10 protein-coding genes are annotated in these 13160 nt (G+C 59.2%); 4 read left to right on the forward strand and 6 right to left on the reverse strand.

The genetic code is table 11. The features are described from left to right. Nucleotides 1-142 precede the first annotated feature (142 nt). The 3 genes from R6X40_RS01825 to R6X40_RS01835 form a co-directional block, all read right to left on the reverse strand. Complete coding sequence (locus R6X40_RS01825) at nucleotides 143-859, reverse strand: substrate-binding periplasmic protein (RefSeq protein WP_318410481.1); 717 nt, start codon at nucleotides 857-859, stop codon at nucleotides 143-145. Between the two features lie 22 nt (nucleotides 860-881). Continuing rightward, nucleotides 882-3263, reverse strand: coding sequence for an EAL domain-containing protein (locus R6X40_RS01830; RefSeq protein WP_318410483.1), 2382 nt, complete (start codon nucleotides 3261-3263; stop codon nucleotides 882-884). Between the two features lie 234 nt (nucleotides 3264-3497). Beyond that, nucleotides 3498-4100, reverse strand: coding sequence for a 50S ribosomal protein L25/general stress protein Ctc (locus R6X40_RS01835; protein ID WP_318410484.1), 603 nt, complete (start codon nucleotides 4098-4100; stop codon nucleotides 3498-3500). Nucleotides 4101-4423: 323 nt separating this feature from the next. Between R6X40_RS01835 and R6X40_RS01840 the strand changes: the two genes are divergently transcribed. Beyond that, a complete protein-coding gene (locus tag R6X40_RS01840) occupies nucleotides 4424-6520 on the forward strand; it encodes a putative bifunctional diguanylate cyclase/phosphodiesterase (RefSeq protein ID WP_318410486.1) in 2097 nt (698 codons plus the stop codon). Nucleotides 6521-6527: 7 nt separating this feature from the next. Here the strand turns inward: R6X40_RS01840 and R6X40_RS01845 are convergent, their stop codons facing one another. Beyond that, on the reverse strand, nucleotides 6528-7712 hold the full coding sequence (locus tag R6X40_RS01845; RefSeq protein ID WP_318410488.1) for a benzoate/H(+) symporter BenE family transporter: 1185 nt from the start codon (nucleotides 7710-7712) through the stop codon (nucleotides 6528-6530). A 198-nt stretch (nucleotides 7713-7910) separates the two neighbouring features. On the opposite strand from R6X40_RS01845, the gene R6X40_RS01850 reads away from it, so the two are divergent. The 3 genes from R6X40_RS01850 (at nucleotide 7911) to R6X40_RS01860 (ending at nucleotide 11093) form a co-directional block, all read left to right on the forward strand. Next, nucleotides 7911-8858 carry a helix-turn-helix domain-containing protein gene (locus tag R6X40_RS01850; protein WP_318410490.1) on the forward strand — a complete coding sequence of 316 codons (948 nt, stop codon included), beginning with the start codon at nucleotides 7911-7913 and terminating at the stop codon, nucleotides 8856-8858. A 179-nt stretch (nucleotides 8859-9037) separates the two neighbouring features. Continuing rightward, the gene (gene adh, locus R6X40_RS01855; protein ID WP_318410492.1) at nucleotides 9038-10546 is read left to right on the forward strand and encodes an aldehyde dehydrogenase; all 1509 of its coding nucleotides are present in this window, start codon (nucleotides 9038-9040) and stop codon (nucleotides 10544-10546) included. A 160-nt stretch (nucleotides 10547-10706) separates the two neighbouring features. Next, entirely contained in the window at nucleotides 10707-11093 is a 387-nt protein-coding gene (locus R6X40_RS01860; RefSeq protein WP_318410494.1) for a DUF779 domain-containing protein, read from the forward strand. 27 nt (nucleotides 11094-11120) lie between these two features. Here R6X40_RS01860 and R6X40_RS01865 read toward each other — a convergent pair whose 3' ends face one another. Both R6X40_RS01865 and R6X40_RS01870 read right to left on the reverse strand, forming a co-directional pair. Continuing rightward, nucleotides 11121-12053, reverse strand: coding sequence for a ribose-phosphate pyrophosphokinase (locus tag R6X40_RS01865; protein WP_318410496.1), 933 nt, complete (start codon nucleotides 12051-12053; stop codon nucleotides 11121-11123). Between the two features lie 224 nt (nucleotides 12054-12277). Beyond that, a complete protein-coding gene (locus tag R6X40_RS01870) occupies nucleotides 12278-13135 on the reverse strand; it encodes a hypothetical protein (RefSeq protein WP_318410497.1) in 858 nt (285 codons plus the stop codon). Between the last annotated feature and the right edge of the window lie 25 nt (nucleotides 13136-13160).

Here is a 13160-nt window from a genome sequence, read left to right on the forward strand (position 1 = left end):
ATATATCTCTAACAGTCGGACAGACCTGTCTTGCACCGCTTTGGCGCGCCGATGTCAACCGTCTGCTGTAGTCGAGGGGCTGTTTTCCGCTCAGGCTATACCCGCACCCGGCTTTCGGGCAATCCAAATCGGATGGGAGAGCTCAGCGGCCAGGGCGCAGTCCGTATTTCGCGAAGATCCGGTCCTGCGTGCCGTCGGCGATCAGTTTATCAAGTTGCACCTGCATCCCTTTCACCACGTCATCCGGCAAGCCGAGATTGCAGGCAAAACCATAGAATTTACCTTCGAGGACGAGAGCGGATTCAAGTGCTGCACCCTGATCGCGCATCATCTCGAATGTCTTTTCCGAGGTCATCATCAGATCGATGCGTCCGCTCAGGAGCTTTTTTACCGTGGTTTCCATATCAGCCGCGAGATCGACCTTGGGGAAATCCTGTTTTTCAAGATAGTTGGCGGAAAAGTCGCCACGCTGCGTCCCGACCGTGAAGCGTTTGGCTTCCTGGACATTGGCCGGGTTGACGCCGGAGCCCGTCTTGCGCACCATCACCATGCGATCGACGAGCAGCGGCTCGACCCATTTGAACCGTTTGTCCCGTTCGTCATTGTGACCTGTGGTGAAGAGGCATGTCCAGGGCTGGTTTTCGGTCTGCGATAGCGCCCGCGCCCAGGGAAGAACCTCGAGCGAGTAGGGGGTTCCAAGCGCTTTCATCATCAATTCAGCCTGCTCGACGGATGCGCCGCCGATCACCCCGCCTTTGCTGAAATTGTAGGGGGGGTATTCCTCCGTCAGCAATCTCAGTGTTTCGGCATTCGCCGTGCTCGACAAGAAGAGAGCGAGTGCGAACGCGATGTGTCTCATACCCGTGCTCCCTTTATTGTTGTCATGCGAGGCTGGTGGCCTTTGCTTCTGATTCCACTTCCAGCATCAGCAGCATGTTTTCGATCGGCATGGGCCGGCTGAAAAGATAGCCCTGGCCGTAATCGAGGCCGAGCTTGCGCAGCAGCTCCCATTGTTCCTTGGTCTCGATGCCTTCGGCAACGACGGTACAGCCCATCTGGTGGGAGATGGTGCGGATACCCTTGATCAGCATCCGGCTCTTGCGGCGGACGTCGGCGGTTCCCGTCGTCAGTGACCGTGTGAAGGACTGGTCGACTTTGACGATATCGACCGGGAACCGGTTGAGGTAGCTGAGCGAGGAATAGCCTGTACCGAAATCGTCGAGCGCGATGCGGCAGCCGAATTCGCTGAGCTGCTTCAAGACGGCATGAATGTTGGGATTGTCGGCCATCAGCACCGCTTCGGTGATTTCGATGACGATGCGGGCAGGGGAGATATGGTGCTTGAGCAGTAGCGCTGCGAGCTTGTGCGGCAATGTCTCTTCGAACTGGAGCGGCGAGAAATTGACGGCGAGATAGGTGGTCTCCGTCCCTTCCAGCTGCGTCAGGCGGGCGAGATGGCTGATCGCCTTTTCCATGACGCGCTCGCCGATACGGGCGATCGAGCCGGTTTCCTCGGCGATGCCGATGATTTTGGCAGGCGGCAGGATGCCTTTTTCCGGATGGTTCAGGCGCATCAGCGCCTCGAACCCGGCAATGCGGCCATCGCCAAGGCTGACGATCGGCTGCAGATAGGCTTCGAACCAGTCCTCCTTGAGGCCTGCCTCGATGTTCTGTTCCATCTCGTGGCGTTCGCGGGCGGTGTCGAGCATGCTGGTATCGAACAGCAGCATGCCATTCTTGCCATCGCGCTTGCGCGCATACATGGCCATGTCGGACTTCAGCAGCAGTTCTGCGGCGTTTGCCGCGTGGTCGGGATAAAGGGCGATGCCGACGCTAGCGCTCACCGAAAGCTCCGCGCCTTCGACGAGGATCGGCTGACGCAGGCTGGCGCAGATGCGGTCGCCGATTTCGCTCGCCAGAGCTTCAACGCCCTCGGCGCTGACAAGGATGGCAAATTCGTCGCCACCGAGCCGCGACATTGTATCGCCGGGGCGAAGGGTGGTGCGGATACGGGCAACCACCTGGCGCAACACTTCGTCGCCCGCGGCATGGCCGAAATTGTCATTGATCCATTTGAAGCGGTCGAGATCGATGAAGATACAGGCCAGTTGCAGCGTGTTCTCGTCGGCCTGATGGATTCCTTCGTCGAGTGCTGCTTCGAAACCCTGCCGGTTGAGAAGACCGGTCAGATGGTCGGTAATCGCCTGCGCGTGGTTGCGGCTTTCGGCCTGCTTCAATTCCGTGACGTCGGTCATGACGGACAGGGAGAGACCGCCGCGTTCGCCGCTGGCCGTGCTTTTCATTTCAAGAATGAGAACAGTCATCGTCTCACCGTTCGCCTTGATGAACGGGACGGTGACTTCGCAGATATTGGCATGGCTGGTGTTGCCGTTGCGGCGGCGTGCCCGATAAGTTTCGTGCCAGTGTTCATCGACGAAATCGGTAAAGACGCGCCCGATGACATCGCTGCGGGCATAGCCTGTGGCCGTCAGCCAGTAATCGCTGACGGCAGTGAGGCAATTGGCCGGATCGAGTGAAAAGAGCATGGACGGCGTGAGATTGTAGATGTCGGTTGCCCGGCTATGGGCGAGCTTCAGCTCGGTTTCCTCGCGCTCCAGCTTGCTCTGCATCTCGTTGAAATTATGTGCCAGCGTGCCCATCTCGTCGTCCGATGTCCAGTCGACATGGTGGCGCGAGCCGAGCCGCCGGGTGGCTTCGATTGCCGCTGTCAGCCGCATCAGCGGCCGGATGACGGTCAAGCGGTTACCGAGGATAGCCGCTGCAAAGACAATGCCGACTGCCACGATCAGGATAAAGAATATGCTCAGTTCATCCTTGCTGAAGCGCGACAGGAGGCCGGGCGTGGAGACCCATATCTCGAGAGTTCCGACAGATTTCTGTCCATCCTTGGAGTTATAGAGGATTTCTCTGGTGAGGACCTTGTGCGGCAGACTGGCATCCACCGGGCCTGCGGGAAGACTGACAGAGATCGATTGGGAACTGTCCTTGACGTGCACCGACATGATGGCGGCGTCGCCGATCAGCGATTTGGAAATTTGCTGGACACCATCGGTGTCAAAATCCCAGAGCGGTTTGGCAAGCGCCTGAGCGCCTGCCTCCATGAGAACCTGCGTGTTCTGCAGGCTTTCACGCGCAACGCGCTCCGACGACAAGGTCAGAAACAACACGATCAGTGGAGCGATAAAGACAAGCATCGCACCACAAACGATCGCAATAAAACGATTTTCAACAGAGTGCATCATCGGATGCCCCCGGTTGCGCCACCAATTTCACGTCCCATAGGATTCTCGTACACTTAAGCCGGATAATCCCCCGCCGACAACACATCACGAAAATCTTAAATGTTGCTGAAACCTTGCGACGAAAACTTGGGTTGCGGTCTCGATCGACAACACCACGAGCCAAGAAACGGACAGCAAAAAGCCCGCCTCACTGGGTGAGGCGGGCTTTCAATCCAGGCCGTCAGGCCGGAATTTTTATTCGGATACTGCTTCTTCTTCCGTCGTGCCGCCAGCTGGCTGCGCGATGGTAGCGATCGTGAAGTCGCGGTCGGCGATAACCGGGGTCGCGTTCTTTGGCATCTTGATGTTCGAGATGTGGATGCCGTCGCCGATCTTGAGACCGGACAGGTCAGCCGTCAGGAACTCAGGAATGTCGTCGGCCGGAACAACCAGTTCGACTGCGTGGCGAACGATGTTCAGTACGCCGCCGATCTTGAGGCCCGGGGACTTTTCTTCGTTGACGAAGTGAACCGGAACTTCAACGGTGACGACGCTGTCCTTCGAAACGCGAAGGAAGTCGACATGCATGGTGAAGTCACGAACCGGATCCAGCTGGTAGTCCTTCGGGAGGACGCGGATCTTCTCGCCGCCAACGTCGATCGTGGCGATGGTGGTCATGAAGCCACCGGCGTGAATCTTCTGGGTGACTTCCTTCGTGGAGAGGGCGATGGAAATCGGTGTCTGCTTGTCACCATAGATGACTGCAGGAATAAGACCGTTGCGGCGAAGTTCACGGGAGGACCCCTTACCAACCCGTTCGCGCGTTTCGGCCTTGAGCTCGTAGGATGCGTGGCTCATGGTCGTACCTTTCTGGTGTTTTTGGAGAGCTCATCCGCCTATTGATAAAGACAGGATGAACCGAGACGTTTGACCGCCTCATCCGCATTTGCCTCCAAGGGTGTCTGCGCGGACGCGGGCTCCATAACCGAGAACCCGGCAAAATGCAAGCAAAGCCCGGTTTTGCCGGAAAACCCGCTTGAAAGTGGCGATGCAACCGATGTTGCACGCGTCGCGCGATAAATTTCAGAGCTTGCTAACCGTCAATCAAGCGAAACCGCACCGCGTTAACATCTCTTAGTTCTTACATGGCAGGTTGCGGTCACGTTTAAAACAGGTGCCCAATGCTCAAGATTATCTCCTGCATCGCAATCGATCATGACTACGGTCTGCTGGCAATCGCCACGCTGGTTTGTATCTTGGGATCCGTCCTGACGATGCGGCTCTATGCCCGGGTCAGACGCACCGTCGGCGTTCAGAGGCTGAATTGGTTGTTCATGAGCGGGCTGATCGGTGGCTCGACCATCTGGACGACGCATTTCATTGCGATGCTCAGCTACAAGTCGTCGCTGCATCATGCCTACGAGCCCATCCTGACCTTGTCGTCGCTGGGTGTTGCGATCGGTGTGACGATGCTTGGCTTTACCGTCACGGCGATGCGCAAGACCGGTGCGACCATCGAACTTGGCGGTGCGGTCATCGGCGCAGGCATCGCCATCATGCATTACATGGGTATGCTGGCCTACCAGGTGTCCGGGCGTCTGGAATGGGACTTTACCTATTACCTGGCCTCCATCATCCTCGGCATCAGTTTCGGTGCACTGGCAACCAGCCGTATTGCCCGTCCGGTGACGCGGTTCTGCAAATATGGCGGCGCACTTGCGATGATCCTCGCGATCGTCAGCATGCATTTCACCGGCATGGCTGCCGTCACCATCATTCCCGATCCGATGATCGAACCCTCGGCAGCGCTTATTCCCGACAAGCTTCTGATCGTCATGGTGCTTTCCATGATGTGCGTGATGCTTTGCCTCGGCGCATCGACCTATGTCATCGACCTTCACTCCAGCCATCTTGCTGCCGAGCGCTTCCGGCACCTGTCGTTGCACGATCCGCTGACGGGTCTGCCCAACCGCGTGGCCTTCGGCGAGCACCTCGACGATATCATCCGCCGCCAGAAGGACGACACCGCCCGCGTCGCGGTGCTTTCCTTCGATCTCGACCGCTTCAAGGATGTCAACGACGTGCACGGGCATGCGGCTGGTGACGCGGTTCTGCGGACGATTTCCGAACGGATGACCGAGGTTCTGGGCGACGGGGAATATGTGGCGCGGATCGGCGGAGACGAGTTTGTTGCTCTGACTTCGAATTTCTTCATGAAAAGCGAAGCAAAGACGTTTGCGGCGCGGTTGATTGCCGAAATCGGCAAGCCTGTTGAATGGCAGGGCAAGACGCTCCTTGTCGGCAGCAGTGTGGGCATCTCGCTATTTCCCGTCGATGCACGCACGCCAGAAGAGCTTTTGGCGCAGGCAGATCTCGCCATGTACCGCGCCAAGGCAGCCGGCTCGAATTCAATCCGTGTCTATGAGCCTTCGATGGACGATGCCGCTCGTAGTCGCAGCGTCCTCGCCATGGACATGCGCCAGGGTATCGAGCGTAACGAGTTCGAACTCTACTACCAATACCAGAACAACTCGATGACACGCGATATCATCGGTTTTGAAGTTCTGTTGCGCTGGAAACATCCGGTGCGCGGCATGGTGCCGCCGACCGAGTTCATTCCGATTGCCGAGAAGAACGGCTTCATTCACGAACTCGGTGACTGGGTGCTGCTGACTGCCTGCCGTCAGGCGGCCTCCTGGGAAAATCCGATCAAGATCGCCGTCAATGTCGCACCGGCTCAGCTGGCCGATACCAATTTCCCCAATCGTGTCAGCGAAATCCTAAAGGAGACCGGTCTCGACGCGGCCCGCCTTGAACTGGAAATCACCGAATCGGGCATCATCGCCGACCAGCAGCATGCGCTTCACATTATTCGCAAGCTGAAGCAGCTTGGCGTCAAGATTGCCATGGACGATTATGGAACCGGCTATTCGTCGCTCTCGACCCTGCAGAATTTTCCGTTCGACAAGATCAAGATTGACCGCGCTTTCATCGATGGGGTGACCAGCAACCGGCATTCGGCTGCCATCGTCCGCTCGACCATCATTCTTGCCCAGAGCCTTGATATTCCCGTGCTTGCGGAAGGGGTGGAGAGTGAGGAACACATGGACTTCCTGCGCAGCGAAGGCTGCCTGCAGGTGCAGGGATATCTGTTTGGAAGGCCGATGCCGCTGAGCGAGATCGATCACGTGGTGAACAATACACCGCTGCTGCTTCCTCCGCCCCCCGCATCGGCGCAAGATGAGGCGCGGCGGGACGATCGATCCGAGGCAGCCTGATTGGCGTTCAGCGTCTGCGGGACTTGGTGAAGCGGGCAAGGCCAAGCATCAGGCCGCCCGCCAGCAGCCCCCAGAAGGCACCGGAGACCCCTGCAAAACTGACGCCGGACGCGGTGACCAGAAATGTCACGGCTGCTGCCTCCCGGCCGTCGGCTTCCTTGAATGCGGCCATGGCCGATCCGGCAAAGGCACTGATCAGGGCAAGACCTGCGACCGCCTGGATCAGGATCGGCGGGGCGAGGCTGACGAAGGCCGTCACGGTCGCGGCCAAAAGCCCGAAGACGATGTAACCACCCCCTGCGACAATCGCCGACCAGTAACGCCGGGCCGGATCGCGATGCGCGTCCTCACCGGCACACATGGCTGCGGTGATGGCTGCCAGATTGACCGCGTGGCCACCGAACGGGGCGCTCAGGATTGAGAAGACACCAGTTGTGGCAAACAATGGTCCCGGCTGCGGTTCATAGCCGTTGACCTTCAGGACGGCGATGCCCGGGATATTCTGGGATGCCATGGTGACGATGAACAGCGGTAGTGCGATGCTGACAAGACCGGCGATAGTAAAAGCCGGGGTGACCCATTCGATATGCGGCACCAGCGTCGCCGAAAGCCGCGCCATCGCATCGGCCGGCATTTCGACCCCGAAGGCCAGCACCAGTGCGAACGCGAGAAGTGCGGCAGGCACTGCAAACAGCCGGTTGATACTGCCGACGATTGCCCAGGCAAGAAAGATGGGCAGGCCAAACAGCGGGTTGAACGCAATGGCCTTGACCGGCGCGAAGCACAGCCCGATCAGCACCCCGGCCAGCATTGCATTTGCCAGAGCCGCCGGGATGGCGGCAACGGCGCGCCCCAATGGTTTCCACAAACCCGCGACAACGATCAGCGCTCCGCAGATCAGGAAGCCGCCGACTGCCGTGTTGAACCCTCCAGCCACGGCGCCCGAACTTGCAAGCAGTGCCGCACCCGGTGTCGACCACGCGATACTGACTGGCAGGCGTGTAGCAAGGCTGAGCACGATCGCGCAGACGCCCATCGATATCGACAGAGCCATCAGGCCGGAGGCTGCCTGCGCCTCCGTTGCGCCAACGCCGGTCAGTCCGTGCAGAACGACGGCAAAGGAACTTGCGAAACCAACAAAGGCGGTGAGCAGGCCCATGAACAGGCTCTGAAGGGAGAAGTCACGAAGCATTGTATGGGAACCATGGCTGTGGGGCGTGTCTTGACGATAGATTCGCCTATCATATCGTCATGTTCGTGCAATACCATGAGCTTCGCATGACCGATAATTGGTGGTCCGCCGTTTTATCTTTGACCTTTGTACAACTGGACGTTTTACTGCCATTGCATCTATGGTGAGGTTCGCGTCAGCCCTCAGGGAGGAGAGCCGATGAAACATTCGGATCATGTTCAAGCCGTTGCACACCACATGTCGGCCGCCGCCAGTTCGCCGGTTGCCGCCTCCTGGCGCCGGTGCCTGACCGTTCATGGGTTGTCCCCGGAGGATGTTCGCTCGCCGCTCAGGCTGTCGGAACAGGAGTTCCGGGCAGCGCGTGAAAAATCCGGATATCTGATCGAGGAAGCGCAAGGGGAGCTGGATCGGCTGTTTTCAACGGTCGGCAAGGCGGGATGCTGCCTGCTGTTGACCGACGAGAACGGCATTGCGCTCGAGCGCCGCGGCGCACCCGGCGACGACAAGGATTTTCGCGGGCTGGGTCTCTGGTCCGGCACCGTGTGGAGCGAGGCGAGCGTCGGCACTAACGGCATCGGCACGGCAATCGCCGATGAGCGCGCCGTCGTCATCCAGCGCGACCAGCATTTCCTTAGCTGCAACACGGGGCTCTCCTGCGTTACTGCGCCTATCCGCGATCATCTCGGACGGGTCGCCGCCGCGATTGATATCTCCACCTGCCGTGATGATGCCGGCGAAATGGCCATGCTGTTGTTGTCGCAGGCTGTCCGCGATGCCGCCGCCCGGATCGAGGCCAATCTGTTCCACCGCGCCTTTACCGGCGCTCGCATTCTTTTGGTTCCGGCTGACGGCAAGAGCAGCCCGGCGCTCATCGCCATCGATCGCGACGATCTTGTTCTGGGTGCGACCCGCGCTGCCCGGCTCAAGCTCAATCTCGACGACCGGCGCATTGCCAATGGTGTTCCAGCCGCCGACCTCCTGAATGAGACACCAACAGGGCAGGGCGATGATCTTCACGATGCCGAGCGCGCTGCTCTTCGCCGCGTCCTGTCGCGAGCGCAAGGCAATGTGTCGCTGGCGGCCGATACGCTGGGGATCAGCAGGGCGACGCTCTACCGGAAAATGAAAAAACTCTCGGTCAATTGATGCGGCAGTCTGCTGTGCGGCGCTGTTTGCCGCGCTGCAGCACGTTTGCTGCAATTCACCTGTCGCACATCTGAAACACTTGTGCTCCAGTGCAGGCATTGCACCTCTACGCGTTCCGAACGTTCGGGCGCACCTTCCTCCCAGCAGATGTTGGAGTCTGTTTCAGGAGGAGAAATCACATGTTGCATCAAAAGATCGTCGAGAATCCGTTCAAGCAGAAATACGGAAACTATATCGGTGGCGATTGGCGCGAGCCGGTCAGCGGCCGTTATTTCGACAACACCACTCCGGTCACCGGCGGTGTTCTATGCCAGATTGCTCGCTCCGAGGCTGCCGATGTCGAACTGGCACTGGATGCCGCCCATGCCGCCAAGGATAAGTGGGGCCGCACCTCATCGACAGAGCGCGCCAACATCCTGATGAAAATCGCCCAGCGCATGGAAGACAATATCGAGCTTCTGGCCAAGGCCGAGACCTGGGATAATGGCAAGCCGCTGCGCGAAACCATGGCAGCCGACATGCCGCTCGCCATCGACCACTTCCGCTATTTCGCTTCCTGCGTCCGCGCCCAGGAAGGTTCGATCGGCGAGATCGATCACGATACGGTTGCCTATCACTTCCACGAGCCGCTCGGCGTCGTCGCCCAGATCATCCCGTGGAATTTCCCGATCCTGATGGCCGCCTGGAAGCTGGCACCGGCATTGGCCGCCGGCAATTGCGTTATCCTGAAACCCGCCGAACAGACACCGGCCTCGATCCTCGTCTGGATCGAACTGGTCGGTGATCTCCTGCCGCCCGGCGTACTTAATATAGTCAACGGTTTCGGTCTGGAAGCGGGCAAGCCGCTTGCCACCAACCCGCGCATCAACAAGGTTGCCTTCACCGGTGAAACCTCCACCGGCCGGTTGATCATGCAATATGCCAGCCAGAACCTCATCCCGGTGACGCTGGAACTCGGCGGCAAATCGCCAAACATCTTTTTCGAAGACGTCATGCGCGAGGATGACGATTATCTCGACAAGGCGCTCGAAGGCTTTGCGATGTTCGCGCTCAATCAGGGCGAGGTCTGCACATGCCCGAGCCGCGCGCTGGTGCATGAAAAGATCTATGATCGCTTCATGGAAAAGGCGATCAAACGTGTGGCTGCCATCAAGCAGGGCAACCCGCTCGACATGTCGACGATGATCGGCGCGCAGGCGTCCAGCGAACAGCTGGAAAAGATCATGTCCTATATGGATATCGGCAAACAGGAAGGCGCCGAAGTCTTGATCGGCGGCGAGCGCAACAATCTGGAAGGCGAGCTTTCAGGCGGATTCTACGTCAAGCCGACGGTCTTCAAGGGCCACAACAAGATGCGTGTGTTCCAGGAAGAGATCTTTGGACCGGTCGTGTCGGTGACAACCTTCAAGACCGACGAGGAGGCGCTCGAAATCGCCAACGACACGCTCTATGGCCTTGGCTCGGGTGTGTGGAGCCGCGATGCCAACCGTTGCTACAATTTTGGCCGCAACATCCAGGCCGGGCGCGTCTGGACCAATTGCTACCACGCCTATCCAGCAGGGGCGGCCTTCGGCGGCTACAAGCAGTCCGGCATCGGCCGCGAAACCCACAAGATGATGCTCGATCACTACCAGCAAACCAAGAACATGCTGGTGAGCTACAGCCCGAAAGCACTGGGCTTCTTTTGATCTGTGTTTAACCCTCCCCCTTGTGGGGAGGGTCGGAGCGAAGCTGAGGGGAGGGGTTTTTTCTTTTAAAAAAGGAAATCCTCTCCCCAACCCTCCCCACACGGGGGAGGGAGTTTACTGCGACCGGAGCCGATCTCATGCGGTCTGGAAGGGAATGGGAATGACCGACACCATCAACGGCGAACCCCGCGTGCTCGCCACGGACGCGGCACTCGCCTTCATCAAGGAGATCCAGCAGGATCATCCCGATGTGCTGTTTCATCAGTCCGGCGGGTGTTGCGATGGCTCGTCGCCGATGTGCTATCCGGCCGATGACTACATCGTCGGCGACAACGATATCAAGCTGGGGGAGATTGGCGGCGTGCCGGTCTATATCAGCGCCAGCCAGTTCGAGGTCTGGAAGCATACGCAGCTGATCATCGACGTCGTGCCGGGCAGGGGCGGCATGTTCTCGCTCGACAATGGCCGCGAACGGCGGTTTCTCACCCGCTCACGGCTGTTTGCAGGCGGTGAGGCCTGTGCCATTCCGATTGTCAAAAGAGTGTAAAGCGAACCGTGTAGCCGATTGAGCGGATCAATCGAACAGGCTGGAAACCGATTCTTCCTGGCTGGTACGGTTGATCGCTTCGCCGATCAGGCTGGCGGTCGAGATCACACGGATGTTGTGCGCTGACTGGACGGCCGTGGTCGGCTGGATCGAGTCGGTGATCACCAGTTCCTTGAGCTTTGAAGAGGTGACGCGGGCGACAGCACCGCCGGACAGGACACCGTGGGTAATATAAGCGGTGACGCTGGTGGCGCCGTTCTTCAGGAGCGCTTCAGCGGCGTTGCAGAGCGTGCCGCCGGAGTCGACGATATCGTCGATCAGCAGACAGTCCTTGCCGGTGACATCACCGATGACGTTCATGACTTCGGACTCGCCAGCGCGTTCGCGGCGCTTGTCGACGATCGCCAGCTGGCAGTCGAGACGTTTGGCGAGTGCACGGGCACGAACCACGCCGCCGACGTCAGGCGAAACGACCATCACGTTTTTCAGGTCGTAATTTTCCTTCACATCGCGGGCGAGGATCGGAATGGCGTAGAGATTATCGGTCGGGATATCGAAAAAGCCCTGGATCTGGCCGGCATGCAGATCGAGCGTTAGAACGCGATCGGCGCCGGCTTCAGTGATCAGGTTGGCGACCAGCTTGGCCGAGATCGGCGTGCGCGGCCCGGCTTTGCGGTCCTGGCGGGCATAACCGAAATAGGGGATGACGGCGGTGATGCGGCGGGCTGAAGATCGGCGTATCGCATCGATCATGATCAGCAGTTCCATCAGGTGGTCATTGGTCGGGAACGAAGTCGACTGGACGATGAAAACATCCTCGCCGCGCACGTTTTCCTGTATCTCCACAAAAATTTCCTGGTCCGCAAACCGTCTGACGGTTGCTTTGCCCAGGGGCAGGTTGAGATAATTGCAGATCGCTTCGGCCAGAAGCCGGTTCGAGTTGCCTGCGAAAACCTTCATCGATGGTCCGCCTGTGCTGGCGCGGCTGTTTCGTCCGCGCGAATTCCGTAAGCCAGCCGGGGTCTCGATCGTCCCAAGCTTATGCGGGCTTCTTAACGTCCTTGACTTCGAATGCAAGAGGATTGCCGCGTTGCAGCGTAGTTTATCCTAAAAAGATTTGCACAAACGTGGCGAAGTGAGGACATTTCGCCTCACAGCACCGGATTTCCGGTCCTGTCCGGCGTTTAGCCGGCGTTGCCGGCACGCCAGCTCAGATACTCGTTGATCGTCTTCGTAGCGATCGCCTGCATCGTCTGCGGCGGCACGACGGACCAGAGATTGGCGGCGGTCGCATTCACGGTGTCCTGCCCCTGAATGCGGTGGAGCCGGTTGCCGGTGCCGTCAAGCACATCCCAGACATAGACCACCGTCGTCTTTCCGCCGTCGTTCAGCGCGGAGAAATATCCCTTCAGGATATGCTGGCTGCTGGTGTCGGATGCGGCTTTGATCGTCAGGCCGTGCGAGCGGGCCTCTGCGCCGAGCTGTTTGGAGAGCGGGGTGACGACTTCGACCGGTGCGCCGATGATCGGCAGGAAGCGGATCGTACCGGCTGAAGCGGCAGGGGCGATGGCTGCAGCCTTCTGCGGCGGCTGGACTGGCTGTTCCTGCTCGGCCATTTGCTGTTCGGGTTCTGCGGATTGGCTGCTCGTTTCCGTATCGGCCGGTTCGGCCGCAACCGGCCTGCGCGAGACCTGTTGTTCCTGTGCCGGGATCTGTCCCTGCTGCAAACGGTTGGCCTGCGCATCCAGCGAGCCCGCGGGATCGGTATAATCGGTATCGCCCTGCGCCATCACCGTGCCGCTTGGGCCTTCCGAAAATCCTTCCTGTTCCGGCGAGGTGAGTTGCGCGCTTTGCACGGTCCCCGAGGACTGTGGCGCAACGTCGACCGTCTGCATGGAATCGAGATCGGACTGGTTGACCGGCGGGGACTTGAACGTACCTGCACCGACATCGACCTGCGGGGTGAGGTCGTCCATGCTGTTGCAGCCCGTCAGAGCTGCAACCATTCCAATGCTCGCAAGAAGCGTGATCAGCTTGTGCATCGTCCTACCGTCCGGTTCGTCGGTG

It is taken from the genome of Rhizobium sp. PL01, assembly GCF_033447125.1.
Lineage (GTDB): Bacteria > Pseudomonadota > Alphaproteobacteria > Rhizobiales > Rhizobiaceae > Pararhizobium.